This window comes from Kribbella sp. NPDC059898 (genome assembly GCF_042730855.1).
In the GTDB taxonomy this organism is placed as follows: Bacteria; Actinomycetota; Actinomycetes; order Propionibacteriales; family Kribbellaceae; genus Kribbella.
Genome location: NZ_JBHWKR010000005.1, coordinates 246085 through 271598, shown reverse-complemented (window position 1 = coordinate 271598; position 25514 = coordinate 246085). Strand labels below are relative to the sequence as shown.

22 protein-coding genes are annotated in these 25514 nt (G+C 69.7%); 16 read left to right on the top strand and 6 right to left on the bottom strand.

Going from position 1 to position 25514, the window contains the following annotated elements:
- Positions 1 to 10 precede the first annotated feature (10 nt).
- Together ACFV9C_RS18420 and ACFV9C_RS18415 are read left to right on the top strand one after the other, a co-directional pair.
- On the top strand, positions 11 to 550 hold the full coding sequence (locus ACFV9C_RS18420; protein WP_380195046.1) for a hypothetical protein: 540 nt from the start codon (positions 11 to 13) through the stop codon (positions 548 to 550).
- Positions 551 to 602: 52 nt separating this feature from the next.
- Positions 603 to 965, top strand: coding sequence for a VOC family protein (locus ACFV9C_RS18415; RefSeq protein ID WP_380195045.1), 363 nt, complete (start codon positions 603 to 605; stop codon positions 963 to 965).
- A gap of 4 nt (positions 966 to 969) precedes the next feature.
- On the opposite strand, the gene ACFV9C_RS18410 is transcribed toward ACFV9C_RS18415, so the two are convergent.
- On the bottom strand, positions 970 to 2910 hold the full coding sequence (locus ACFV9C_RS18410; protein WP_380195044.1) for a hypothetical protein: 1941 nt from the start codon (positions 2908 to 2910) through the stop codon (positions 970 to 972).
- A gap of 148 nt (positions 2911 to 3058) precedes the next feature.
- Between ACFV9C_RS18410 and ACFV9C_RS18405 the strand changes: the two genes are divergently transcribed.
- The 5 genes from ACFV9C_RS18405 (at position 3059) to ACFV9C_RS18385 (ending at position 8224) form a co-directional block, all read left to right on the top strand.
- Positions 3059 to 3505, top strand: a complete 447-nt coding sequence (locus ACFV9C_RS18405; RefSeq protein WP_380195042.1) for a MarR family winged helix-turn-helix transcriptional regulator — start codon at positions 3059 to 3061, stop codon at positions 3503 to 3505.
- Positions 3502 to 4716 carry an MFS transporter gene (locus ACFV9C_RS18400; RefSeq protein ID WP_380195040.1) on the top strand — a complete coding sequence of 405 codons (1215 nt, stop codon included), beginning with the start codon at positions 3502 to 3504 and terminating at the stop codon, positions 4714 to 4716. Before ACFV9C_RS18405 ends, ACFV9C_RS18400 begins: the two co-directional genes overlap by 4 nt.
- Positions 4717 to 4781: 65 nt before the next feature.
- Positions 4782 to 7157 (top strand): GH116 family glycosyl-hydrolase, encoded by a 2376-nt coding sequence (locus ACFV9C_RS18395; RefSeq protein ID WP_380195038.1) that lies wholly within the window; start codon positions 4782 to 4784, stop codon positions 7155 to 7157.
- Positions 7158 to 7187: 30 nt separating this feature from the next.
- Positions 7188 to 7715 carry a TetR/AcrR family transcriptional regulator gene (locus tag ACFV9C_RS18390; protein ID WP_380195036.1) on the top strand — a complete coding sequence of 176 codons (528 nt, stop codon included), beginning with the start codon at positions 7188 to 7190 and terminating at the stop codon, positions 7713 to 7715.
- A gap of 11 nt (positions 7716 to 7726) precedes the next feature.
- Positions 7727 to 8224, top strand: coding sequence for a DUF2867 domain-containing protein (locus ACFV9C_RS18385; RefSeq protein ID WP_380195033.1), 498 nt, complete (start codon positions 7727 to 7729; stop codon positions 8222 to 8224).
- Here the strand turns inward: ACFV9C_RS18385 and ACFV9C_RS18380 are convergent.
- Positions 8175 to 10007 (bottom strand): ABC transporter permease, encoded by a 1833-nt coding sequence (locus ACFV9C_RS18380; protein ID WP_380195032.1) that lies wholly within the window; start codon positions 10005 to 10007, stop codon positions 8175 to 8177. The genes ACFV9C_RS18385 and ACFV9C_RS18380 overlap by 50 nt on opposite strands.
- Before the next feature lie 69 nt (positions 10008 to 10076).
- Complete coding sequence (locus tag ACFV9C_RS18375) at positions 10077 to 10631, bottom strand: TetR/AcrR family transcriptional regulator (RefSeq protein ID WP_380195030.1); 555 nt, start codon at positions 10629 to 10631, stop codon at positions 10077 to 10079.
- Between the two features lie 91 nt (positions 10632 to 10722).
- Between ACFV9C_RS18375 and ACFV9C_RS18370 the strand changes: the two genes are divergently transcribed.
- Positions 10723 to 13236 (top strand): bifunctional FO biosynthesis protein CofGH, encoded by a 2514-nt coding sequence (locus ACFV9C_RS18370; RefSeq protein WP_380195028.1) that lies wholly within the window; start codon positions 10723 to 10725, stop codon positions 13234 to 13236.
- A gap of 22 nt (positions 13237 to 13258) precedes the next feature.
- On the opposite strand, the gene ACFV9C_RS18365 is transcribed toward ACFV9C_RS18370, so the two are convergent.
- Positions 13259 to 13564, bottom strand: coding sequence for a hypothetical protein (locus tag ACFV9C_RS18365; protein ID WP_380195026.1), 306 nt, complete (start codon positions 13562 to 13564; stop codon positions 13259 to 13261).
- Between the two features lie 148 nt (positions 13565 to 13712).
- Here ACFV9C_RS18365 and ACFV9C_RS18360 point away from each other — a divergent pair, with 148 nt between their 5' ends.
- Positions 13713 to 15599, top strand: coding sequence for a sensor histidine kinase (locus tag ACFV9C_RS18360; protein ID WP_380195025.1), 1887 nt, complete (start codon positions 13713 to 13715; stop codon positions 15597 to 15599).
- Positions 15587 to 16225, top strand: a complete 639-nt coding sequence (locus ACFV9C_RS18355; protein ID WP_380195024.1) for a response regulator transcription factor — start codon at positions 15587 to 15589, stop codon at positions 16223 to 16225. Before ACFV9C_RS18360 ends, ACFV9C_RS18355 begins: the two co-directional genes overlap by 13 nt.
- Positions 16226 to 16670: 445 nt before the next feature.
- Here ACFV9C_RS18355 and ACFV9C_RS18350 read toward each other — a convergent pair whose 3' ends face one another.
- Both ACFV9C_RS18350 and ACFV9C_RS18345 read right to left on the bottom strand, forming a co-directional pair.
- On the bottom strand, positions 16671 to 17312 hold the full coding sequence (locus ACFV9C_RS18350; RefSeq protein WP_380195022.1) for a hypothetical protein: 642 nt from the start codon (positions 17310 to 17312) through the stop codon (positions 16671 to 16673).
- A gap of 155 nt (positions 17313 to 17467) precedes the next feature.
- A complete protein-coding gene (locus ACFV9C_RS18345) occupies positions 17468 to 19402 on the bottom strand; it encodes an acyl-CoA dehydrogenase family protein (protein WP_380195020.1) in 1935 nt (644 codons plus the stop codon).
- Positions 19403 to 19502: 100 nt separating this feature from the next.
- Here ACFV9C_RS18345 and ACFV9C_RS18340 point away from each other — a divergent pair, with 100 nt between their 5' ends.
- The 6 genes from ACFV9C_RS18340 (at position 19503) to ACFV9C_RS18315 (ending at position 25475) form a co-directional block, all read left to right on the top strand.
- A complete protein-coding gene (locus tag ACFV9C_RS18340) occupies positions 19503 to 19898 on the top strand; it encodes a molybdopterin-binding protein (RefSeq protein ID WP_380195018.1) in 396 nt (131 codons plus the stop codon).
- Positions 19898 to 20692 carry a molybdate ABC transporter substrate-binding protein gene (gene modA, locus ACFV9C_RS18335; RefSeq protein WP_380195017.1) on the top strand — a complete coding sequence of 265 codons (795 nt, stop codon included), beginning with the start codon at positions 19898 to 19900 and terminating at the stop codon, positions 20690 to 20692. The genes ACFV9C_RS18340 and modA overlap by 1 nt, the downstream gene beginning before the upstream one ends.
- A gap of 29 nt (positions 20693 to 20721) precedes the next feature.
- Positions 20722 to 21495, top strand: coding sequence for a molybdate ABC transporter permease subunit (modB, locus tag ACFV9C_RS18330; protein WP_380195015.1), 774 nt, complete (start codon positions 20722 to 20724; stop codon positions 21493 to 21495).
- Positions 21492 to 22565 carry an ABC transporter ATP-binding protein gene (locus ACFV9C_RS18325; protein WP_380195014.1) on the top strand — a complete coding sequence of 358 codons (1074 nt, stop codon included), beginning with the start codon at positions 21492 to 21494 and terminating at the stop codon, positions 22563 to 22565. The genes modB and ACFV9C_RS18325 overlap by 4 nt, the downstream gene beginning before the upstream one ends.
- Positions 22566 to 22777: 212 nt before the next feature.
- Positions 22778 to 25333 (top strand): class III lanthionine synthetase LanKC, encoded by a 2556-nt coding sequence (lanKC, locus tag ACFV9C_RS18320; protein WP_380195012.1) that lies wholly within the window; start codon positions 22778 to 22780, stop codon positions 25331 to 25333.
- A 4-nt stretch (positions 25334 to 25337) separates the two neighbouring features.
- A complete protein-coding gene (locus tag ACFV9C_RS18315) occupies positions 25338 to 25475 on the top strand; it encodes a SapB/AmfS family lanthipeptide (RefSeq protein ID WP_184839847.1) in 138 nt (45 codons plus the stop codon).
- Positions 25476 to 25514 lie beyond the last annotated feature (39 nt).

Here is a 25514-nt window from a genome sequence, read left to right as displayed (position 1 = left end):
GCTTCTTTGTATGACCCTTCTCTACAAAGCCGCGGGCAAGATCCGCGGAGACGAGATCCTCCCCCTCAACCAGCTCCGGCACCGCTACCCCGACGTGTACGAGCGCGAGGTCCGCAAGTACGACGGGCGCCCGGAGCGGCTGGCCACCCCGGTGTACCCGCTCGGGTGCGGCTGGGCCGACGTGGTGTTCCTGTCGCCGGTGCACCCCGCCCCGATCTTCGAGGCCATGCAGGAATCCGGCCGGATCGGACCGGTCGTCATCGACTACTGGACCCTCGACGCCGACCTCCTCGACCCGGCCGACACCTGCATCCTGCTGAAGCGCCACGACCCGGAGATGAAACCGCAACCTCCCGAGGACTTCATTCCGTACTCCCCCGCCGCCGCGGCCGGCCTGTCCACCCCCACCGAACGCGCCCTGCACCGCCTCCGCAACCTCAACGCCACCGAGCCGCTCTACCCGTGGGCCGACATCCCGCACATCCTGCACCGCGGCAGCCTCCCCGTGGCGTTGTTCCGCACCGCGGCCGGCAACCCCGTCACCGGTTGATCAACCTCGCCGTACCGGTCCACGCTCGAGACACCACCATCTAGGAGGCACCATGCGCAGCGCGATCCTGAACATCACCTTCGACAGCACCGATCCGCAACGCCTGGCCGCCTTCTGGAGCCAGGTCACCCGCCGTCCCGCCAGCTTCCACGACATGCCCGGCAACCCGTTCTGGACGGTCGGCGGCGAAGGCGGCGTCAGCCTGGTCTTCGTCCGCGTCCCCGAAGCCAAGGCCACCAAGAACCGCCTCCACCTGGACCTCGTCCCCCACGACGGCTCCCAAGACGCCGAACTCGCTCGCCTCCAGTCCCTGGGCGCCCACATCCAGGACGACCGCCGCACCAAGTCCCCCGGCGGCTGGGTAATCCTCACCGACCCGGAAAACAACGAGTTCTGCCTCGAAGCAGGCGACTGACCGGTCAGCTGACCTTCACGCCGAGGGCCATGGACAAGCCGGCCGCGTGCTGCGTGGTCGCCGGCCGATACACGCGGACCGCCCAGGAACCGGCACTCGGGAACGCGTACCCGAAGACCGCGATCCTGTTGCTGGGGACCTTGACGGTCCGGACAGTCGTCCACTTGGTCGCCCCAGCTTTCCGGACCTGCAGCGAGGCGATCGCGCCCACGTCGTACGGCGTGGCGATCGCCTGGTAGCTCACGGCGCGCCCGCGGACGGCAGTCCGCGGGGCGATCCGCCAGCCTACGGTCGCGCTGGACACCGCGCCGATCGGCTTCGTGATCACGGTCTCGCCGGGAACGCTCGACGCGAGTACCGCCCGGAAGGCGCCGTTCGTCGCACTGGTGAAGGGAATTGAGGCGACGCCGCCGGTCGCGGACTTCGCCGACCCGAGCGTCACCCAACGCGTCGTTCCGACGGTCTGCCGCTGCAGGTACACGGTAATGCCGGCCGGAGCCGCGGACCAGGTGCCGTACGTGCGCAGATCCTGGACGACGACCTTCGCGGTGCCGCGCCCGCCGTACGGCACCGCCGGAGCCGAGACGGTCGCGCGCCGCTCGGCGTACACCGGAACGGGGAACGTGAAGCCCTTGTAGTACCCACGGGCTGCGAGGTTGAGCCCGAACGTGGCCGTTCCGGCGTTCCGCGGGCTGACCACAGCCGTCTTCCGCAGGCTCTGGACCGGCGGGTTCAGGCACCAGTTGCCGACCGACCGCCAGGTGGTCTGCGCCGCCTCCCGCAGGCTCAGGCCGCAGTCGTCGAGCGGGTCGCTCTTCGGCGGGTCGGCGCTCATGGTCACGGTCCCCGGACGGCCGACAACCAGCTTCGACGCCGTCAGGCTCGCGGTGAAGTCGGTGACGACCAGCGTCTTGTCCGTCGGCGTACCGATCACGCGGCCGGCGGTGTCGAGCAGGCGCAGGTTGATCTTGTAGGTACCGACGCCGAGCACCGGCCCGTCCATCGTGAACTGCACTGTCTGCTTGATCGCCGTCTGCCAGTTCCCCGGGTTCCAGCCAGAGGGCGTCACGAACACATGCCGGTCGACGCCGTCGATCGTCATCCGGACCTGGTCCGGCCTGCTGCCGCTGAGCAGCGGCCCGGTGATGACCAGGTTGCCGCTGACACTGCCGGGGGCGACGTCGGGTTCGTCCACGCCGGTGTCGAAGGCGGCCGGGTTCGCGTGATTCACCTGCACCCAGAAGTACTCACCGGACTCGTAGTACCCGGCGGCGTTCCGGCCCTTCACGTCGAGCCGATAGCTGCCGCTAGGCACCGCGCTGAAGTCGAGGTCGGCGAGGCCGTAGTACGCCGTCCCCCACTTGACCGAGAACGGTGTCGTTGCCGTCAGCAAGGTCGTCTCGGTCCGGTAGTCGACCAGGCGGAGCTCGGCGACGTCGTCCGGACTGCTCAGGTACTGCGTGGTGATGCGGAACTGCCCGCTGTTGTCGGCCACGGCGTCGCTGTACTGCTGCCCGTCCCGGACGTACCGGACGTCCGAGACCCGGCTCGGCGCCTGGAACGAGACAGCGTTCCCGCCGTACACCGTGACGCCGTCGGAGGTGGTCAGCTTCGCTCCCACCGAATTCGACCCGTCGAACGGGACGTCCCAGTCGCCGATCCGGAGTGTGACGGTTGCCTCGCAGCCGTTGTCACAGGTCCCGGCCGGGATCTCGACCGACCCGTTGATGTTCCAGGCCAGCGTGACATCGACCCGCCCGGACGCGGCCCCACCCAGGTCGACCGCCACCGTCACCGGTACGTCGCCCAACGGCAGCGAACTGTTCGCTGCTGGACTGACGACGGCCACGGACGGCTCACCCACGGCCCAGGCCGCCTCGACCTGCGCCCCTGCCACCAGCACGACCGCCGAAACGGCCGCCGCCACGATCCTCGAGATCCGCACCCTGTCCCCAGCTCTCCCGCCGCGACCGCCACCCGGCCCGCGCTCCTACCTCTATCGCCCCGCTCGGCACCGCGTTACACGAGTCAGTGAGCTGGTTCCCGGGTGCTTGAGGTAGAAATACATAGTAAAGCTATGTATATTTGTGGTTGTGATCGCAACTGACCTGACTCGGCTCGGTGAAGAGATGGTGGTGGCCTCGACGCGGTTGTCGCGGCTGGCCACCCGGAACGTGAACACGCTGCCGCATGCCGCGATGCGCGTGCTGGGGCGGCTCGACGAGCTCGGGGAGGCCCGGATCAGTGAGTTGGCGAAGGCGGACCGTACGTCGCAGCCGACCATGTCCAATCTGGTGCAGCGGCTCGAGGAGCAGGGGTCGGTGCTGCGTGCACCGGACCCGGCCGACTCCCGGGCCAGCCTGATCAGCCTCACCGACGCGGGTCTCGCCGAGCTGCGCAGCGCCCGCCGGCAGGCCGGTGAGGCGCTCTCGGCGCAGCTGCGTCAGCTGCCCGCGGCCGACCTCGCCACCCTGGAGGCGGCCGTCGCCGTCATCCACAGACTTCTCACCCTTGAATCGTTGGAGGACACACCCCGGTGAGCAACTCGTCGTTCCTGAAGCAGCCCAAATCCGTCTGGGCGGTCGCGTTCGCCTGCGTGATCGCTTTCATGGGCATCGGCCTGGTGGACCCGATCCTCAAGCCGATCGCCGAGCAGCTGCACGCGAGCCCGTCCCAGGTCTCGCTGCTGTTCACCAGTTACATGGCGGTGATCGGGGTGGCGATGCTGATCACCGGCGCGGTCTCGAGCCGGATCGGCGCCAAGCGCACCCTGCTGATCGGCCTGGCCATCATCGTCGTGTTCAGCGCACTGGCGGGCCTGTCGAACTCGATCGGCATGATCGTCGCGTTCCGGGCCGGCTGGGGTCTCGGGAACGCGCTGTTCATCGCGACCGCCCTCGCCACCATCGTGAACTCGGCGTCCGGCTCGGTCGCCGAGGCGATCATCCTGTACGAGGCCGCCCTCGGTGTCGGCATCGCGGCCGGCCCGCTGGTCGGCGGTGAGCTCGGCACGATCTCCTGGCGCGGCCCGTTCTTCGGCGTCGCCGTCCTGATGACGATCGCGCTCGCCGCGACCGCGTTCCTGCTGCCCGCCTCGCCCCCGCAGGCCCGCCGTACGTCGATCATCGAGCCGCTGAAGGCACTTCGGCACCGGTCGCTGGCGACCGTGGCCGTCACCGCGCTGCTCTACAACTTCGGGTTCTTCACGCTGCTCGCGTTCACGCCGTTCCCGCTGGCGATGTCGGCGCGGCAGATCGGGCTGATCTTCTTCGGCTGGGGCATCTGCCTGGCCTTCACCTCGGTGTTCGTGGCGCCTCGTCTGCAGGCCCGGTTCGGAACGCTGCCGGTCGCGATGACCGTACTATTCCTGTTCGCCGTCGACCTCGCGGTGATGGGCGTGTACGCGCACCACAAGCCGGTGCTCGCGATCGGCGTGATCGTCGCGGGCCTGTTCCTCGGCATCAACAACACGCTGATCACCGAGGCCGTGATGGGCGCGGCGCCGGTCGAGCGCGGGACCGCCTCCGCTGCGTACTCCTTCGTCCGGTTCTCCGGCGGCGCGGTCGCCCCGTGGCTGGCCGGGAAGCTCGGCGAGGAGTTCAACATCCAGCTGCCGTTCTACGTCGGGGCGTTCGCGGTCCTGCTCGCGGTCGGCGTCCTCGCCACCGGCTGGAAGCCGCTGTCGCACCTGCGGGTGCCGGCCAACCACTCCGAGGTCGAGGCCGAGGCACTCACCGTCGCCGACGCCTGATTGGTCTACGCAACCCGCCGGAGAACGATTTCTCCGGCGGGCTTTCGCGTCTAGGGTCGGTAGGTATGTGGCCAACCCTGCGCACGTACACCGGACGTCACCTGCGCCGGATCGCCCTGCCGCTCGGCGGCATCGGCACCGGCACGGTCAGCCTCGGCGGCCGCGGCAACCTCCGCGACTGGGAGATCGTGAACCGTCCCGCGAAGGGCTTCCACCCCGGTACGGCGTTCTTCGCGATCCGGACCGCGTCCGCCGACGGGACGGTGGTCGCGCGGGCGGTCGAGGGGCCGCTGGACCTCAGCGAGTACGAGGGCGCGCACGGCAGCGGGGCGCAGAACCACGGGCTGCCGCGCTTCCGGGAGGCCGCGTTCGCGACGGCGTACCCGTTCGGGCGGCTGTCGTTGCGGGATGCCGACGTACCGGTGGAGGTTGACCTGGAGGCGTTCAACCCGTTCGTGCCGACCGATGTGGCGGCGAGCTCGTGGCCGGTCGCGGTCCTGCGGTTCGCTGTCACGAACCGGACCGCGTCGCCGCTGACCGTCTCGCTGGCGGGATCGCTGCAGAACTTCGTCGGGCGGGATGGCACGTACGACGTTGCTGCCGGCAACTACAACACCGCGGTCGAACCGTCCGGTGTGCTGCTGCGCAGCCGCGGGGTCCCGGCGGACGCGGAGCAGTTCGGTTCGATCGCGATCGGCGTACTCGACGGGGTCGACGTGTCCCGGCGTACCGGCTGGGCCGATCGGACCTGGGGCGACAGCCTGCTCGACTTCTGGGACGACTTGACCGCGGACGGCCGGCTCGACGAGCGGCCGAGCGAGTCGGAGACACCCGTCGCCTCGGTCGCGGACCGGCGTACCGTCGGCGCCGGGGCGACCGAACGGTTCACGTTCGTGCTCGCGTGGCACTTCCCGAACCGGCGCGGGTGGGAGAACCCGGAGGACGTCGGCAACCACTACACGACGCTGTACGACGACGCGTGGGACGCGCTGCGGCAGTTCGCGCCGCAGCTGGACGAGCTGGAGCGCCGTACTGTCGGGTTCGTCGACGCGTTCCTGTCGAGCGATCTGCCCGGCGACGTGCAGGAAGCGGCGCTGTTCAACCTCAGCACGCTGCGGACGCAGACCGTTTTCCGAACGCCGGACGGGCGGTTCTTCGGGTGGGAGGGCTGCTCGGACCACGAGGGCAGTTGCTTCGGGAGTTGTACGCACGTGTGGAACTACGAGCAGGCGACGCCGTTCCTGTTCGGCGAGATCGCGCGGTCGCTGCGGGAGGTCGAGTTCGCGCAGGCGACCGACGAGAACGGCCTGATGAGCTTCCGGGTCGGGCTGCCACTCGGGACGAAGGCTCGCGACTGGAACGTCGCGGCCGCGGACGGGCAGCTCGGGTGCCTGGTGAAGCTGTACCGGGACTGGCGGCTGAGCGGTGACGACGACCTGCTCCGGTCGCTGTGGCCGGCGGCGCGGCGGGCGCTCGAGTTCTGCTGGATCCCGGGCGGGTGGGACGCGGACCGCGACGGCGTGATGGAGGGCTGCCAGCACAACACGATGGACGTCGAGTACTACGGGCCGAATCCGCAGATGCAGTCGTGGTACCTGGCTGCGTTGCGCGCGTGCGAGGAGCTGGCGACGTACCTTGGCGACCCGGACTTCGCGGGGCAGTGCCGGAAGCTCTTCGAGAGCGGCAGCGCGTGGATGGACTCGCACCTGTTCAACGGCGAGTACTACCGGCACGAGATCCGGCCGCCGGCGTCCGCCGACGACATCGCGCCCGGTCTGCGCGAACGGGCCGGTGCGCCGGATCCGACGCATCCCGTGCTGCAGCTGGGCGACGGCTGCCTGGTCGACCAGCTGGTCGGGCAGCACCTCGCGCGGATCACCCAGCTCGGGACGCTGCTCGACGAGGAGCACGTCGCGACGACCTTGCGCAGCATCGTCCGCCACAACGGGCTGTCCGGGTTCGCCGGGCACTTCAACCACATGCGCAGCTACGTGCTCGGCGCCGACGAGTCCGCCGTACTGATGTGCAGCTACCCGCGCGGAAACCGCCCGGAACGCCCGTTCCCCTACTTCACCGAGGTGATGACCGGCTTCGAGCACATCCTCGCCGTCGGCCTGATCTCCGAAGGCCTGGTCGACGAGGGCCTCACGGTGATCACCGACATCCGCCGGCGGTACGACGGCGAACGCCGCAACCCGTACGACGAGGCCGAATGCGGCCACCACTACGCCCGCGCGATGGCGTCCTGGGGCGCTGTCGTCCAACTCACCGGCTTCACCTACAACGCCCACACCGGCACCATGCACTTCACCCCCCGCCTCCCCAACCAGGAAAAGCTCTTCTGGTCCACCGGAAACGCCTTCGGCACCTTCAACACCACCACCCACCAACTAACAGTCCTCGAAGGCACCACAAACATCACCGCGGTGACAGTCGATTGACCATACCAAACGGTATGGTATGGTTTTGGCATGGTGAGTCGGACGGAGTGGTTGGACGCTGGGTTGGAGTTGCTGGCGGCGGAGGGGGCGCCGGTGGTGACGATTGAGCGGTTGACCGGGGCGTTGGGGGTGACCAAGGGGTCGTACTACCACCATTTCAAAGGGGCTTCGGGGTACAAGGCGGCGTTGCTGGAGTACTTCGAGATGCGGTACACGACGCGGTTGATCGACCTGGTCGAGGGGACGGACGACGCGGGCGCCAAGCTGCAGCACCTGTTGCGGCTGGTGTTGTCGGATCCGGACAGTGCCGCGTTGGAGATCGCCGTTCGGGCGTGGGCGTTGCAGGATGCCGACGTGCGGGCCGCGCAGGAGCGGGTGGACAAGGCGCGGACGGCGTACCTGAAGAAGTTGTGTCGTGGGCTGGAGACGGACGTGGATCCGGATCGGTTCGCGCAGTTGCTGTACCTGATCCTGATCGGTGCCGAGCAGGTCGTGCCGCCGATCGGCAAGCGGGACGTGCGGGAGATCTACGACCTCGTCCTGCGGCTCATCGACTAGTGGAGGGACGGATGACCACCACACTGCACGAGCTCGACGACCTGGTGCCGGTCGTCGACGAGATCGACGTGAAGACGGCGCGCGCGGACCTCACGCTGCGGGAGTTCGTCGCGGGCGCGTTGAGCTACAGCCCCTTGTGGGTCAAGGGATTGTTCGCCGCCCGGATGGCCGTCGCCGCCGTACTCCGGCTGGAAACCACGGGCGTACCGGACTCGCGCCGGACGCGGCCGGAAACGGTCAGCTTCACGCCGGGCGAGAAGAACGCGTTCTTCACCGTGAAGCGCGGCGAGGAGGACCGCTACCTGCTGCTCGAGGTCACCGACAACCACCTCGTCGGATACCTCGCGTTCATCACCGACAACGAGCGGCCCGCGACCTTCAAGGTCGTGACGCTGGTGAAGTTCCTGCGGCCGGCCGGGCGGTTCTACTACAACCTGGTCCGGCCGTTCCATCACGTCATCATCCTCGGGATGTGCCGAGCGGGCGAGACGTCGCGCGCGAAGCGGTGAGCGCCGCCGTACCGCCGACCACGACCAGGGCCGCCCCGAAGATCAGCCCCAGCAGCCGCCACGGAATCGCCAACGCAGCAAGGCCGTAAGGACCGGCCGCGATCCCCGCCAGCGCGGCCGCCGCGACCACGGAACCGAGCAGTACGCCGACCACGACAACGGTTGCCGATTCGACGACCGCGACCGTGACGACCTGCCCGCGGGTCAACCCGGCCAGCCGCGACAGCGTGAACTCCTGCCGCCGGTCGGCCGTCGACATGACGACCGCGTTGACGACCGCTACCGCCGTGAAGATCCCGGCCAGGCCCATCAGCGCGGCGAAAAGGTCGGCGTTGCTGCGCTGCTGAGCCTCCCCTCGTGCGGCCGCCCACTTCTTCACGGGCTGCCCGTCCAGCGTCCCGCCCGGCGCGAGCTTCACCAGCGTCTCGGTCCGCCCGCCGGCCGGCAGCAAGGTCCGCGGAATGAAGAAGTTCTCGCTGACGTCCAGCGTTTCCGGCATGATCGCGACCACCAGGACGGTGATCTGTTTGTTGCCGAGCGCAACCGTGAGCGTCGACCCGAGCTTGTAGCCCTCGACCGCCATCCCCGGCCCGATGGCGATCGTGTTCCCGGTCAGCCGGTCCAGCGATCCCTTGCGCGGACGCAGCTTGTGCGTCGCCTGGTACGCCGCCGGATCGATCCCGATCGCCTCGGAATACACGGTCTTCCGGCCGCGCGTGACGACGATCGGTACGGCGGTCTGCACCGACGCGGCCGCGATTCCCGGACCGGCCGCGACCGGGTGATCGAGTACGACGTCGGCGGTGATCAACCGTTGCTCCTCGACGCCGACAGCCTTCGCGAGCGACCCGAACGTGCCCCACATCCCGACCACCAGACCGACCAGCACGATCAGCGGCGCCGCGGTCGCCGCACTCCGGCGTACCGCGTGCAGCACGCCGGCCCGGGCAAGGTCCGCGATCAGGTTGCCGCGGACAACGATCGCGGGCAGCCGGCCGGCCAGCGGTACGACGACGGGGCTCAGCTGGCTCAACGCGACGGACCCGCTGATCATCACGACCAGCCCGATCATCAACCCGGCGACGAGATCCCGTGCGGCCTGCGCGGCGATCACCAGCAGTACGGTGCAGAACGCGGCCGACAGCCCCCAGAACCAGCGCCACCCCGTCATCACCTGGCGCGCCGATCGCCCCTCGACGACGGCCTCCAGCGGCCGGATCCGCGACGCCCGCCAGGCCGCGGCGAGCACGCCGGCCAACGCCGTACAGACGCCGATGACCATTGCCGCCCAGACCGCACCCGCGTCCCACGGTGCGTCGAACCACGACGGCAGCATCCCCAGCTCGACCAGCAACCACGACTGCGCCCACGTCGCGAGAGTCCCGACCGGTACGCCGAGCACGCTGCCGGCTGCTCCGAGCAGCGCGGCCTCGACCACCACCATCACGCACAAGTAGCCGCGCTGCGCCCCGACCAGCCGGAGCAGCCCGAACTCGCGGCGCCGCTGCACAGTCATGAACCCGAACGTCGTACTCACGATGAACACGCTCAGGAAGACGGCGAGCATGACCGACATCCCGAGCAGTGTCGCGGCGCCGACGTACCCCTCGCGGACCTGTGCCCGCTGGTACGCCGACAACCCGGGCGGGAGCACCGGGTGATCGGTCGCCGCCAGCAACTGCAGGTCCGACTGCACCAGTCCGACCCCGAGTGCGACGGCCACCACCGCGCCGGCGAACAACTGCCACCTGGTCCGCAGCGCTCCGACAGACAACCTCAGCATTCGTCCAGCCAACCGCCCGGAACCTCGCCGTACGCTGGCCTGCACACCCGACCGTAGGTAGCTCCCGCGCTACCTCAGCACTTCGAGCAGCGCGGCAAGGTCCCGCCGGTCGACCTTCCGCGCGCCGATCAGCGCCTGCATCAACAGTCCGTCGAGCGCCGCGACCAGCAGGCGCGCCTTCTCAGGGTCGGCGGTGAAGGCGCGGGCGATCTCGGTCAGCGGCTCCAGCCACGCCCGCGCCGACTCCCGTAGCTCGGGCCGTCGCGCCGCGTACAGGTACAGCTCGTAGAGCGCCAGCGTCCGGCCACGACGCCGTACGACGCTGTGCTCGATCAGGCGAGCCAACTCGTCGGCCGGGCGGGCGCCCAGCTCGCTTCCACGACTGTCCAGCTCGACGGCGAGATCCTCCGCGGCCGACTGCAGCGCCGCGACCAGCAGGGCGTCCAGGGTCGGGAAGTGGTAGGTGATCGAGGCGAGCGAGACATCAGCCTCGGCCGCCACGGCGCGATGGCTCACACCTGCGACTCCGTCGCGTTCTATCACGGCCAGGGTTGCCGTCAGCAGCGCGCTCCGGCGCTGCTCACCGCGCCTGCGGCGGCCATCGGCACCCTGTCTGACCTGCACGAACAGCAAACTATCAGGACGTCCGTACGGATTGATTTTGGTTCCCGGAATCGCGGGATCAACCGATTTCGGCAACTTATTCTCGGATTCCGTGGCCACTGAACTGACGACTGCGATGCGGCGCGCGCTGAAGCGTGCGGACGACGGCAAGACCCTCGACCCCGCGGAGGTGGAGGTGCTGCTCGGCGCGACCGGCGACGCCCTCACCGCACTGATGGCGACCGCGGCACGGGTCCGCGACCAGGGCCTGGCCGACGCCGGCCGGCCCGGCGTGATCACGTACTCGAAGAAGGTCTTCATCCCGCTCACGCGGCTGTGCCGGGACCGCTGCCACTACTGCACGTTCGCGACCACCCCCGGCCGGGTGCACGCGCCGTACCTGTCACCGGACGAGGTGCTGGAGATCGCGCGGCAGGGTGCGGCGATGGGCTGCAAGGAGGCGCTGTTCACGCTCGGGGACGCGCCGGAGCAGCGGTGGGACGCGGCCCGGACGTGGCTGGAGGAGGCCGGGTACGACAGCACGCTGGACTACGTACGGGCGATGGCGATCCGGGTGCTCGAGGAGACCGGGCTGCTGCCGCACCTGAACCCGGGCGTGATGTCCTGGCAGGACCTGCAGCGGCTGAAGCCGGTCGCGCCGAGCATGGGAATGATGCTCGAGACCACGTCGCGACGGCTGTTCGAGGAGAAGGGCCAGCCGCACTTCGGGTCGCCGGACAAGGACCCGGCCGTCCGGTTGCGGGTGCTCGAGGACGCCGGGCGGTCGAACGTGCCGTTCACGACCGGGCTGCTGATCGGGATCGGGGAGACGCTCTCGGAACGCGCGGAATCCGTATTCGCGCTGCGGAAGATCGCGCGGCAGTACAACGGGCTGCAGGAGATCATCATCCAGGGGTTCCGGGTGAAGCCGGACACGGCGATGCGGAACGACGCCGACGTACCGCTGGACGAGTGGCTGGCGGCGATCGCCGCGACCCGGATCGTGCTCGGGCCGCGGGTGCGGGTACAGGCGCCGCCGAACCTGGTCGATCTCGACGAATGCCGGAAGTTGCTGGACGCCGGGGTCGACGACTTCGGTGGAGTGTCGCCGTTGACGCCGGATCATGTGAACCCGGAGCGGCCGTGGCCGCAGATCGACGATCTCGCGAAGGTGACCGCGGACGCGGGGTTCGTGTTGCGGGAGCGGTTGACGGCGCACCCGGAGTACCTGCGGGAGCCGTGGCTTGACCCGCGGCTGATCTCGCACGTCGAGGCGCTGGTCGACCCGGCCACGGGCCTGGCCGACGAGGCGGCGATGCCCGTCGGTCTCCCGTGGCAGGAGCCCGACGGCGGCTGGGACAGCGTCGGCCGCACCGACCTCCACACCGCCATCGACACCGAGGGCCGCCGCACCGAGACCCGCTCCGACTTCAACGCCGCGTACGGCGACTGGGACACCCTCCGCGAGGACGTCGCCGGCCGCACGGCTCCAGAACGTCTGGAAGGTGACGTCAAAGCGGCGCTGGCGGCCGCCGAGCGTGACCCCGCCGGCCTCTCCGACGCGCAAGCGTTGACGTTAATGACGGTGACCGGGCCGGCGCTGGACGAGCTGGCGGGGATTGCGGACGGGTTGCGGAAGGCAACGGTCGGGGACGACGTCACGTATGTGGTGAACCGGAACATCAACTTCACCAACGTCTGTTACACCGGCTGCCGGTTCTGTGCGTTCGCGCAGCGGCGGAGCGACGCCGACGCGTACTCGCTCTCGATGGACGAGGTCGGGCAGCGGGCCGAGGAAGCCTGGGTGATCGGCGCGACCGAGGTGTGCATGCAGGGCGGCATCCACCCCGACCTCCCGGGTACGGCGTACGCCGATCTCGTCCGCGCGGTGAAGGACCGGGTCCCGGACATGCACGTGCACGCGTACTCCCCGATGGAGATCATCAACGGCTCGGTGCGCACCGGTCTGTCCATCGAGGAGTTCCTGGTCTCGGTGAAGGAGGCCGGCCTGGACAGCATCCCCGGCACCGCCGCCGAGATCCTCGACGACGACGTGCGCTGGATCCTCACCAAGGGAAAGTTGCCGACGGCAAGCTGGATCGAGGTGATCAGTACCGCGCACCGGGTCGGCCTGCCGTCCAGCTCGACGATGATGTACGGCCACGTGGACGCCCCGCACCACTGGGTGCAGCACCTGCGTACGATCGCCGCGGTGCAGGACAAGACCGGCGGCTTCACCGAGTTCGTGCTGCTGCCGTTCATCCACCAGAACTCGCCGATCTACCTGGCCGGCATCGCCCGCCCGGGCCCGACGTACGACGAGAACCGGGCGGTGCACGCGATGGCGCGGATCATGCTGCACGGCCGGATCGACAACATCCAGTGTTCCTGGGTGAAACTCGGCGTCGACGGCTGTGTCGCGGTGCTGAACGGCGGCGTGAACGACATCGGCGGCACGCTGATGGAAGAGACCATCAGCCGGATGGCCGGTTCCAAGCACGGCAGCCGCAAGTCGATCGCCGAGCTGACCGCGATGGCGGACGCCGCCGGACGCCCGGCGCGGCAGCGCACCACGACGTACGGCGAGGTCCCGGCCCGCCCGGCGACCGAACTGGAACTCGCCTGACCCGGGCGGGCCAGGCGACGCGTCACTTGACCGGGTCGAGGTCCACGGCCCGGGTACGGCGCCGGCTGCCGACGCGGTAGCCGAGCACGACGAGCAGGTTGCCGACGAGGTAGATCCCGCCGGTGACCACGCCGTACGCGATCGGCAACTGGTTCGGGTCGGCGGGGAACGCTTCATGGCTCCCGCCGACCCAGGACCTCATCAGGTACAGCGTCTGGAACGTGAAGCAGTAGCCGTAGATCGCGATGTACGCGATGTGCGCGACGAGCCGGTTCCGCAGGAAGAAGCCGAGCGGGAAGGCGAACAGGACGGTGGCGATGGCGATCACGGGAATCCCCTCCTCGAGTAGCTGACTCCTTCACGATCGCCGGACCGCCAGGCCTGCCGCATCGGTGCTGCCGCCGGTCCTGACCCCGGGCCGGCCACTACGTGCTGGCACGGGTGCGTACGACGCGTTCTGCGGTCATCATGTGGTTGTGGTTCGGCCCCGGCGTCTCGTCGTCGCCGCGACGGTCGTGTTCGTCGCGGCCGCCGCCGTACGCGCGGTGCTCGCCTACGGCCCGCCGTCGATCGGTGGGCCGGCCGAATGGCCGACGTCGACCGCCCTGTTGCTGCCCGCGTTGGCGCTGGGCTGCCTGGTGGCCGTCCGCGTTCCGGCAAGCCCGATCGGGCCGGCGCTCACGTTGACGGCGACTATGCCCGCCCTCGTCTTCACCGTGGAGGACTGGGGCTCGACGGCCCGAACCGCCCATCCCTGGCCGGCGGCGCGGGCGGTCGACGTGATCGGCGCGGGGGTGTGGGCGTGGCTGTTCCTCGGGTTCGTGACGTTGGTCCTGCTGTTCCCGGACGGTCTACTGCCCGGCCGCCGGTGGAAGCTGCTCTGGGCGGCCGTACCACTGTCGGCCGCGCTTGTGAACTTCACGGTCTCCTCGGACCAGTCAGGGCCCCTGCGGTTGGCGCTGGTCGTCGTCACGTTCGTGGTCTTCCTCGGCGTCCTGCTCGCGGCCGCGTCCAGCCTTGTCGTCCGCTACCGGCGCGGCGATCAACTCACTCGGCTGAGGCTGCGCTGGTTGATGGCCGCGGCCCTCGCCGTACCGATCCTGCTGGCCGCCAGTTGGCTCGCCACCGCGCTGGGCGTCCCCGGAACGCTTGCCTACACGTGGTTCCTGGTCGCGATGCTGGTCCTGGTGCCCGGCGCGATCGCGGTCGCGATTCTGCGGCACGACCTGTTCGACATCGACCGGCTGCTCGGCACGACCGTCAGCTGGATCGTGACGACGCTGATCTCGGCCGGGGTGTTCGCCGCCCTGGTCGCCGTGATCGGCGGGTACTTCCCGGACCGCGTCGGCGTCACCGCCGCCGCGTTCGGCACCGCGCTCGTACTGCTCCCGCTCTACCAGTGGATCCACCGCGCCATCGGCCGGCTGGTCGACCCGGACCGTACGGTCGTCCTGGAACGGATCCGCGCATTCGTCCGCCGGGTCCGCGACGGCGAGGCCGAGCCCGAACAGGTCGAGTCCGTACTGCGTTCCGCCCTCGACGACCCCGCGCTCCGCGTGCTGCTCCGCCGCCCCGGTGCGGAACTCGACGTACCGGCCGGCGCGATCCCGTTGCAGACCGGCGACTCGGTCGTCGGCGCACTGGTCCTCGGTACGACGTCCGCGCGCCGCATCCGCCGCGCCCGCGAGGCCGCCGTCGAGGCCAGGCTGCCGATCGAGGTCAGCCGGTTGCGGCTGGAACTCCGCGAGGCGCTGGCCGAGGTCCGGACCAGCAGGGCGCGGCTGATGGACGAGGTGACCGCCGAGCGGCTGCGGCTCGAGCGCGACCTGCACGACGGGGCGCAGCAGCGGCTGGTCGCGATCGGGATGCGGCTGCGGTCGGTGCAGTACCAACTGGCGCCGGGCGACCCGGCATACCGAGAGCTCGACGAGGTGGTGGAGACGGTCGAGCACACGGTCGCGGAACTGCGGCGGATCGCGCACGGCGTCCGGCCGAGCCGGCTCGACGACGGGCTCGCGGTCGCGCTGCGGCACCTGGTCGCGGACAGCACGTTGCCGGTCGATCTCGTCGTACCGGAGGTGGAGGTCGGTGAGAGCGCCGCGACCGCGGTGTACTTCACGGTCGGCGAGGCGATCACGAACGCGCTCAAGCACGCGCGGGCGACCCGGCTCTCGGTCTCGGTCGGCGTCAGCGGTCAGGTACTGCGGGCCGTGGTGCGCGACGACGGCGTCGGCGGGGCCCGTGAGGGGTTCGGGCTGACGTCGCTGCGGGACCGGGTCGCGTCGGTGGGCGGCGCGTTCACTGTCGACAGCCCGCCCGGCGCGGGGACCGCGATCACCGTGGAGATCCCGTGCGCATCGTGATCGGCGAGGACTCCGCCCTGTTCCGCGAGGGTCTGAGCCGGCTGCTGACCGAGAACGGTCACGACGTCGCCGGTACGGCGGACTCTGCGGACGTGCTGCTCGACGTCGTCCGCGGGGTGGACCCGGAGCTGACGATCATCGACGTCCGGATGCCGCCGACGATGACCGACGACGGCGCCCGGGCCGCGGTCACGCTGCGTGCCGAGCAGCCGGACCGGCCGATCCTGATGCTGTCGCAGCACATCGAGACCCGGCACGTGGTCGGGCTGGTCGGCACCGGAGGCTTCGGGTACCTGCTGAAGGACCGGGTGTTGCGGGTCGGCGACTTCCTCGACGCGATGCGCCGGGTCCAGGCCGGCGGGTCCGCGCTCGACCCGGAGATCGTCGCCGCGCTGGTGACGCCGACCCGGGCCGACGACCCGCTGTCCGCGTTGTCCGCCCGGGAACGCGAGGTGCTCGCGCTGGTCGCGGAGGGACGCTCGAACAGCGCGATCGCGGCCCACCTGGTGCTGGCCGAGCGGACCGTCGAGAGCCACATGCGGAGCATCTTCCAGAAGCTCCGCATCGACGACGCCCCGGACACCCATCGCCGGGTGCTGGCAGTCGTCAAACTGCTGAAAATCTGACCACTTGCCCAGACCATTGTTGTTGCAGCAGGCAACATCTCTACGGAAAGTGAGGGAAGTTCTACTGAGCGTTGCTTACTTCAAAGGCAATGCAAATGTTTGAACCGGAGGATTCCCGGTACCCCAGGCCCCGTGACAGTTTTCTCTTGTCGGTGACGGACGGGTCACCGGCACTGGGTCCAGGTGGTTCCCGATGTACTCCCGTCCGCGACCGGACTGTACCTCCCCTGCCGGCCGCGGAATGGGTCTCGGGCCCGCCCTCCTTAGGGCCACTGCCCTCTCGGGGCAACAGCAGGACGCCGGCCGTGTCGGTGGGGTGTTGGTCGCCAGTGAGGTGGCGACCAACACCCGACGCGGCCGGCGTTTCTTTCTGGAGACCGTCCGCCGTACTGGTGCTGCTGGGGACCAGTACGGCGGGCGGTCTTTCTGGTACGGGCGGTCTCTTCTAGTACGGGTAGGTGTCGTCGCGCCGGGTCGGGTCCAGGTCCCACAGCGAGAACCGGACGATCTTGTGGGACTCCTCGCCGCCGCCCGGGACCAGGCCGAACGACTCGTACGCCTTCGAGCCCATGCCGTCCAGGTAGCAGAGCAGCTCGAACGCGGTCTGGGCGTCCTCGATGTCGTCGATCGCGTCGTCGGTCAGCGCGTCGTCCGGGGCGTCCTCCGCCCGGCTGCGCACGTACCGCACGAAGGCCTCCGGGTCGGTGACCACGTAGTCGTAGCGGGCCTGGTAGCTGAGCCGCAGGCCGTTCTCCGGGAGCATCGGCTCCTCGAGGTCGTCCAGGTCGTCGAGCGCGCCGCCCTCGACGATCTCCCGGTAGTCGGCCGGGTCGTCGAAGTCGTCCGGGCCGAGCGGCAGGTCGTCCAGCTCGTCGGGGTCGTACGAGTCGATCCCGAGGAAGATGTCGCCCCAGCCGCGCTCGTGCACGGCGTCGGCCAGCGCCCGGGCCTGCACCCGGACGTTCTCGATCGCGGCGGTCGCCCGCAGGTCGTGCAGGTCCAGTGCATCCGCCTGCTCCAGCAACACCCGGGCGAGCTCACGGGCGGCCTCGGCGGCCGACGCAGGTTCGATCGACTCAGAGGGCATCTGGAAACCCTCCGTCTACTCCGCGGCGCTCGGCGGGCGCATCGCCGCGTTGGAGGACGGGGCACGGAGAACCCCACTCCGAGCCCCGTCCTCCGCCTTGCGCTGCACTCCGCCGAGCACCTGCTCGTGATGACGCAGGGTTTCCAGATGCCCTCTTACTCATGCTGCGACGGTACAACGATGGGCACATCGACCGCCGCGCCCGGTACGCCGAACGCGTCGACGAGGGCGACCGCCGCGGGGCGGACGGCCGCGCAGAGGTCGTTGACCAGGGCGGTGATCGCCTTCGAACGGCCCGGTGACAACCGCCCGTGCTCGAGGTACCAGGCGCGCTCGGCCTCGATCGTCACCAGGGCATGCAGGTCGTACAGGTCCTGCAGCACCGGCCGGATCTCGTCCGGCGCGTCCTGGACGGCGGCCTGGAACGCCTCCAGCACCACCCGGTCGACGTGCGCCCGCCCGGCCGCGATCACATGGTCCTGGCACCGGTTGAACACGTCGAACGCGTCGTCGCCGGCATCCACCCCACCCTTCAGCCGGCGCGCCACCCCGGACAGCATGTGCTCCTCGCGATACCGGAGCAGCCCGGAGTGATACGCGTCGTCCCGCAGCCCGGCATCCGGGTCCCCGGCGTCGCTCCGGTTCGGTACGACGTCGCGCAGCCGCTCGATCAACGGACGGAGCGCCGCCTTCTCGACCGCGATCTCCACCGCCTGCGCCGCCACGAACCGCGCCGTACCCAACGGGTCGAGCTCGCCGAACGACCGCCGGTAGTCGGTCAGCAGACCCTTCGCCACCAGTTGCAGCAGGACGGTGTTGTCGCCCTCGAACGTGGTGAAGACGTCGGTGTCCGCCTTCAACGTGGCCAGCCGGTTCTCCGCGAGGTAGCCCGCGCCGCCACAGGCCTCGCGGCACAGCTGGATCGTCTCGGTCGCGTGCCAGGTGCCGAGCGCCTTGATCCCGGCGGCCTGCGCCTCCAGCGCCCGCCGGTCGTGCTCGCCCCGGTCGTCGGTCCTCTCGGCACCGAACACCCGCGCGAACTCCTCGACCAGCTCGGCCTGCGCGAAGTGCAGCGCATACGTCCGGGCGAGCAGCGGCAGCAGCCGGCGCTGGTGCATCCGGTAGTCGAGCAGCACGGTCTCCTCGCTGCTCCCCGGCGCACCGAACTGCCGGCGGTGCGCGCCGTACCGGACCGCGATCGTGAGTGCGACCTTGCTCGCGTTGATCGCCGCGCCGCCGACCGACACCCGGCCCTGGACGAGTGTCCCGAGCATCGTGAAGAACCGGCGGTCCGGGTTCTCGATCGGGCTGGTGTAGTTGCCGTCGGCATCGACCTGGGCATACCTGTCCAGCAGCGCCGCGCGCGGCACCCGCACCTGGTCGAAGACGATCCGCCCGTTGTCCACGCCGTTCAGCCCGAGCTTGGGCCCGCAGTCCGACAGCGTCACACCGGGCAGCGCCGCGCCGTCGGCGTCCCGGATCGGCACCAGCAGGCAGTGCACGCCGTGGCGCTGCCCGCCGACCACGAGCTGCGCGAACACGGCCGCCATCCGCCCGTGCCGGGCCGCGTTCCCGATGTAGTCCTTGCGCGCCACCGCGGCCGGCGTGTGCACGACGAACTCTCCCGTCGCCTCGTCGTACGTCGCCGTCGTGCCGAGGGCCTGCACGTTCGACCCGTGGCCGGTCTCGGTCATCGCGAAGCAGCCGAGCAGCCGCCCGCTGATCGCGTCCGCCAGATACCGCTCGTGGTGCCGCTCGGTGCCGAGGTGCAGGATCGCGCCGGCGAACAGCCCGAACTGCACGCCGGCCTTGACCATCAGCGACAGGTCGCCGAAGGCCAGCGTCTCGAAGGCCGCGATGAAGCCGCCGAGGTCCGCCGCCCCGCCGTACTCCTTCGGGTAGCCGCGCGCGGGCAGCCCGGCCGCGGCCGACTCCAGCAGCAGGTCGAGGACCCGGTCCCGGTACTCGTCGCGCGGCAGCTCCACCGCGAGGTCCTTCAGGTCGGCGTGCTCGGCCAGCGCGGCCCGCACGGCGTCCCGCGCCGCCTTGTGCGGCCCGTCCAGGTAGTCACGCATCGCCGTTGTGCTCATGCCCATCAACATACGAGGATCGGGCCCCGGTTTCCGTCACCGATCCGTGACTGTGGAAAACCTGGCATCAATCCGTAGCTGCGGAAGTATGCTGTCTACCGTGCCGAGTTTGCGGGTAAGTGAGGCGGCGGCGCTCCTGGGCGTCAGTGACGACACGGTCCGCCGCTGGATCGACCAGGGACGGCTGCCGTCGCAGCAGGAGAACGGCCGGATGGCGATCGCCGGGCAAGCGCTCGCCGCGTTCGCGCAGGAGCTGGCGGACTCGCCGGAGCCCGGGAACACCACCGCCGCCTCGGCCCGGAACCGGATGCGCGGGATCGTCACCCGGGTCCTCAAGGACGGTGTGATGGCCCAGGTCGAGATGCAGGCCGGGCCGTTCCGGGTGGTGTCGCTGATGAGCCGCGAGGCCGCCGACGAGCTCGGGCTGGAGCCCGGCGTGGTCGCGGTCGCCTCGATCAAGTCCACCCATGTCGTCGTCGAGATCCCGGAGGCCTGATGTTCCGCCGTACCGCGTTCGCCGCCCTGGCCGCAGTCGCCGCCTTCGCCCTCGCCGGCTGCGGGAGTGACACCCCGGCGTCCTCCACCTCCCCGTCCACCTCCCCGTCCGCCTCGGGTACGCCGTCGCTGTCCGGCGAGATCAACGTCTTCGCCGCCGCGTCGCTGACCGGGACGTTCACCCAGCTGGGCAAGGACTTCGAGGCCGCGCACCCCGGCGTGAAGGTGAACTTCAGCTTCGACGCCAGCTCGGCGCTCGCGCAGCAGATCAACAAGGGCGCGCCGGCCGACGTGTTCGCCTCGGCGGCACCGAAGAACATGGACCAGGTGACCGACAAGGGCACCCCGACCAACTTCGTGAAGAACACCCTGGAGATCGCCGTACCGAAGGGCAACCCGGGCCATATCACCGGCCTGAAGGACTTCACCGACAAGAGCAAGAAGATCGCGCTGTGCGCCCCTGAGGTGCCGTGCGGTGCAGCCGCGCAGAAGGTGTTCAAGGCAGCAGGCCTCACCGCCCAGCCGGACACCCTGGAGAAGGACGTGAAGGCGGCGCTCACCAAGGTCAGCCTCGATGAGGTCGACGCGGCGCTGGTGTACAAGACCGACGTTCTGTCCGCGAAGGACAAGGTCGAGGGCATCGAGTTCCCAGAGGCGAGCAAGGCCGTCAACGAGTACCCGATCGCGACACTGACCAAGGCGCCGAACCCCAACGGTGCCAAGGCGTTCGTCGACTACGTGCTGTCGGACAAGGGCAAGGCGGTCCTGACCGCCGCGGGCTTCGACGCACCGTGAGCCGCCGTGGCAGGCGTACGAGCGGGCGGTTGCCCCTCGTGCTCCTGCTGCCTGCGCTGCTCGGACTGGCGTTTCTTCTCGTCCCGCTGATCGGCCTGCTCACACAGGCTCCGTGGTCGACCCTCCCGGCGCGGCTGTTCAGTGCTGACGTCTGGCAGGCGCTACGGCTGTCACTGATGTGCGCTACCTCGGCCACTGTGCTGTGCGTGCTGCTGGGCGTCCCGCTGGCCTGGCTGCTCGCGAGAGGTGGGCTGCCAGGCCGCAGTGTCATCAGAGCCTTCGTGACGGTTCCCCTGGTTCTGCCGCCCGTTGTCGGCGGCGTTGCTCTCCTGCTGGTGCTGGGACGACGCGGGCTGGTTGGTCAGTACCTCGACTCGTGGTTCGGCATCTCCTTGCCGTTCACAACCGCCGGTGTGGTCGTGGCCGAGGCGTTCGTGGCCATGCCGTTCCTGGTGATCTCGGTGGAGGGCGCTCTGCGCGCGGCGGACCCGCGGTACGAGGAGGCGGCGGCGACACTCGGAGCCGGTCGCTGGACGACGTTCCGGCGCGTGACACTGCCGTCGATCGCGCCTGGTGTGGTCGCAGGCATGGTGTTGTGCTGGGCGCGGGCGCTGGGCGAGTTCGGCGCCACCATCACGTTCGCGGGCAACTTCCCGGGGCGTACGACGACAATGCCGCTGGCCGTCTACCTGGCGCTGGAGACCGACCCGGACATCGCCGTCGTACTCAGTCTGGTGCTCCTGCTCGTCTCGGTCGTCGTACTGGCGTCGTTGCGCGAGCGCTGGATCAGTGGGCTGCGATGACCCTGCACGCAGACCTCCAGGTACGCCGTGGCGCCTTCAGCCTCGCTCTGGACCTGGCTGTCGAGCCAGGTGAGGTCGTCGCGCTTCTCGGACCCAACGGCGCCGGCAAGACCACCGCGCTGCGGGCCATCTCCGGACTGCTCGCGCTGGACGGCGGACGCATCGCGCTCAACTCCACGGTCTGGGACGAGCCGCCACGGACCTTCCGTACGCCGGACCGTCGCCCGATCGGCGTCGTGTTCCAGGACTACCTGCTGTTCAACAACCTAAGCTGCCTGGAGAACGTCGCATTCGGGCTCCGTGCGCGCGGCGTAGAGAAGCAAACAGCCCGCACCGAGGCCGGACGATGGCTGAACATCGTTGGCCTCTCGGAGTACGCGCGAACGAAACCCCGCGCCCTATCCGGCGGCCAGGCCCAACGCGTCGCCCTAGCCCGAGCCCTGGCCACTGAACCCGAAGTACTGCTGCTGGACGAGCCCCTGGCCGCACTGGACGCCAGTACGACGCTGCACGTACGCGCGGAGCTCGGCCAGCATCTCTCCCGCTTCGAGGGCCGCACCCTGCTCGTCACACACGACCCCTTGGACGCCATGGTGCTGGCAGACCGCCTGATCATCATCGAGAACGGCCAGGTCGTCCAGGAAGGGAAACCGACCGAGGTAGCCCACCGCCCACGCACGGACTACGTGGCCCGGCTCGTAGGCCTCAACCTCTACCAGGGCACCGCGGCAGGTACGACGGTCACCCTGACAGACGGCGGCTCGATCACACTGGCGGAGCCGGCAACCGGCAAGGTCCACGTAGCCTTCCCGCCGACCGCGGTGAGCCTCTACCCGACCGCACCCGCCGGCAGCCCGCGCAACACCTGGCCGGCCGTTGTCACTGGCATCGAACAGCACGCGTACACCGTGCGGGTCCGCCTGAAGGCCTCGCCCGCAGGTCCGGCGGACCTGCTCGCGGACATCACGCCGGCCGCTGTGGCCGACCTCCAACTGCACCCAGGCCTCTCGCTCCACGCGACGCTGAAGGCTACCGAGGTCCGCACTTATCCGTCCACGACACTTCCCTGACGAAGTTACGGGTTGTGACGGGTTCGGGACGGATTGACATGTTGTTACGACCGGTTCCACGCTCAGCAAGGGCACGATCGTAACGAAGAGTGTTTACTTACTCACTCGTAGTATGTGCGTTCTTCACATCAGAGTGATGACATCGTGCACTACGTCAGCCGCTGAAAGACCTTCAGGATTTGTGGGGCACCACGAAGGGGGGTCGGACAGTCATGCACGAGAGTTACGAGTTCTACTGCCTTGCGGATCGTCGGTTCTACGAGACGCCGGCCAACCGCGGTGCCGCGCATCCGGACTTCGCGATCACGCGGCGGCCGGTGCCGGACGGCTGGCAGCACGTGCCGGGCGAGCAGTGGATGCACTACGCACCCGACGGCCTCCGGCTGCCCGCGCAGGGCTGGAAGATCCACGTGTCCGCGCGTCTGCAGGACGTCGAGCGGACCCTCGCCGCGGTCTGGGACTACTGCGTCCCGCGCGGCATCGCGTTCAAGTTCCTGCGCAACGAGGCCGTCCTGGTGATGACGAACTCGAAGGCCGCTCCCCGTGGGTCGAGCGGCAAGCTGGTGACCGTCTACCCGACCGACGACGCGCAGCTCGAGCTGGTCCTCAAGGAGCTCGACGACGTACTCCGCGGCGTCGAAGGCCCTTATATCCTGAGCGATCTGCGCTACGCCGACGGTCCGCTGTTCGTCCGGTACGGCGCCTTCGTCAGCCGCTACTGCCTGTCCCCGACCGGCGAACGCGTGCTGGCGATCGAGGACGTGCACGGCAACCTCGTCCCGGACCACCGCGGCCCGACGTTCGTGACGCCGCCCTGGGTGCAGCTCCCGGACTTCCTGCAGCCGCACCTGGACGCCCGCAACGCGGTCACCACGAACGACCTCGCCTACACGATCGACGGCGTCATCCAGTTCTCGAACGGCGGCGGCGTGTACCTCGGCCACCACAACGAGACCGGCGACCGCGTCGTACTCAAGGAAGGCCGCCCGTACGCCGGCCTGGACCTGGCCGGCCGGGACGCCGTCGCGCGGATCTCCCACGAGCGCGACATCCTGCGGCAGCTCGACGGTCTCGACGCGGTGCCGCAGACCCACGACTACCTCCAGCTCGGCGAGCACCACTTCCTCGTCCAGGAGCACATCGACTCGGTGTCGCTGCAACGCGAGCTGGTCCGCCGGTATCCGCTGACGCATCCGGACGCGACGGACCCCCAGAAGGCCGAGTACGCCGAATGGGCGACCGCGATGGTCGCCAAGGTCGGCGAGGCCGTCGGCCAGCTGCACGAGCGCGGCGTGGTGTTCTGCGACCTGCACCCGGACAACCTGCTGCTCGATGTGAACGGCAAGCTCACGCTGATCGACTTCGAGGTCGCGACCAAGGCGGAGGACCAGGCGCGCTCTACGCTGGCGCACCCCGGGTACGCCGCGCCCCAGGACCGGCAGGGCGTCGACGTCGACCGGTACGCGCTCGCCTGTATCGGGCTCGGCGTTTATGCGCCACAGGCAACCATTCTGCTGAATCTCCATCCGGGCAAGGCGCTCCAGCTCGCGGACATGATCGCAGAGACCTTCCCGGTGCCGCGGTCGGCACTCGATGACGCGGTCCGGACGATCGTCGGCACCAGCACGGCCAATGACCTCGACGACATCGCCCTCCCCGGCAAGGCCGCGTGGACCGACGTCCGCGCGGCCCTCGCCACCTCGATCGTCGCGAGCGCGACGCCGGAACGCACGGACCGGCTGTTCCCCGGCGACATCGCGCAGTTCCGCGACGGCGGCGGGATCGACCTGGCGACCGGTGCGGCCGGCGTGCTGTACGCGCTCGCCAAGACCGGCGCCGGACGGTTCCCGGAGTACGACGACTGGCTCCGAAAACGGGCCTTCGACACCGCGGCCGGGCCGGGACTGTACAACGGGCTGCACGGCGTCGCGCACGTACTCGACGAGCTCGGGCACCGCCAGGACGCGCTGGACCTGGTCGAGCGCACACTCGCGGACGACTGGACCACCCGCGAGCTCGGGCTGCACTCGGGCCTCGCCGGGATCGGGCTGAACCTGCTGCACTTCGACACCGAGCCGGCGCTCCGGGCGCAGGCCGTCCGGGTCCTCGATCTGGTCGCGGACCGGCTCGAGGCCGACGTACCGGAGCTCAGCGGCGGTCAGTACGCGCGGGCCGGGCTGATGTACGGGTCGTCCGGTCCGGCTCTGCTGTTCCTCGACGCGTTCGAGCGGCTCGGCGACACCGGGCTGCTCGACCTCGCGGAGATCGCGCTCCGGCAGGACCTCAAGCGGACCGTGCTCACCGAGGACGGGATGCGGCAGGTCAACCAGGGCTGGCGGACGCTGCCGTACCTCGAAGAAGGCTCGGCCGGGATCGCGCTCGTCCTCGAGCGCTACCTGCGCCACCGCCCGTCCGAAGAGCTCAGTGCGGTGCTCGACGAGCTCAAGCGGGTCACCCACTGTTCGTACTACGTCCAGCCCGGCCTCTTCATGGGTCGCGCCGGCGTGCTTCTCACCGCTGCCGCGCTCGGAGATCAGGTCGACGACCTGGTGTACGGGCTCGGCTGGCACGCGATGCCGTTCGCGGGCGGCCTCGCGTACCCGGGCAACCAGCTGCTCCGTCTCTCGATGGACCTGGCGACCGGATCGGCCGGCGTACTGCTGGCCCTGGGTACGGCGCTGCACGACGCGCCGGTGTCCCTCCCGTTCCTCGGACCTCCCCAGTGGTCCGAGCCAACATCCCGACGAACTGCACCGAAGGAGGTGTAAACACATGGCACTTCTCGACCTTCAGGGCCTCGAGACCCCGGGTTACGGCCACCACGGCCACCACCACGGCGGCTCCACGCTGACCGTGCTGGGCTGCGCTTCGCAGACCCCGAGCAACCTGAGCCTGCTGCTCTGCCACTGATCCACGGCACCTGTTTATGCCAGGTTGATGAGGCCCTGG

Bases quoted from the DNA above. Each gene is read 5' to 3' on its own strand.
- ACFV9C_RS18420 (WP_380195046.1), top strand. From the start codon at position 11: ATGACCCTTCTCTACAAAGCCGCGGGCAAGATCCGCGGAGACGAGATC.
- ACFV9C_RS18415 (WP_380195045.1), top strand. From the start codon at position 603: ATGCGCAGCGCGATCCTGAACATCACCTTCGACAGCACCGATCCGCAA.
- ACFV9C_RS18395 (WP_380195038.1), top strand. From the start codon at position 4,782: ATGTGGCCAACCCTGCGCACGTACACCGGACGTCACCTGCGCCGGATC.
- ACFV9C_RS18390 (WP_380195036.1), top strand. From the start codon at position 7,188: ATGGTGAGTCGGACGGAGTGGTTGGACGCTGGGTTGGAGTTGCTGGCG.
- ACFV9C_RS18385 (WP_380195033.1), top strand. From the start codon at position 7,727: ATGACCACCACACTGCACGAGCTCGACGACCTGGTGCCGGTCGTCGAC.
- ACFV9C_RS18380 (WP_380195032.1), bottom strand. From the start codon at position 10,007: ATGCTGAGGTTGTCTGTCGGAGCGCTGCGGACCAGGTGGCAGTTGTTC.
- ACFV9C_RS18350 (WP_380195022.1), bottom strand. From the start codon at position 17,312: ATGCCCTCTGAGTCGATCGAACCTGCGTCGGCCGCCGAGGCCGCCCGT.
- ACFV9C_RS18345 (WP_380195020.1), bottom strand. From the start codon at position 19,402: ATGAGCACAACGGCGATGCGTGACTACCTGGACGGGCCGCACAAGGCG.
- modA (WP_380195017.1), top strand. From the start codon at position 19,898: ATGTTCCGCCGTACCGCGTTCGCCGCCCTGGCCGCAGTCGCCGCCTTC.
- ACFV9C_RS18325 (WP_380195014.1), top strand. From the start codon at position 21,492: ATGACCCTGCACGCAGACCTCCAGGTACGCCGTGGCGCCTTCAGCCTC.
- lanKC (WP_380195012.1), top strand. From the start codon at position 22,778: ATGCACGAGAGTTACGAGTTCTACTGCCTTGCGGATCGTCGGTTCTAC.
- ACFV9C_RS18315 (WP_184839847.1), top strand. From the start codon at position 25,338: ATGGCACTTCTCGACCTTCAGGGCCTCGAGACCCCGGGTTACGGCCAC.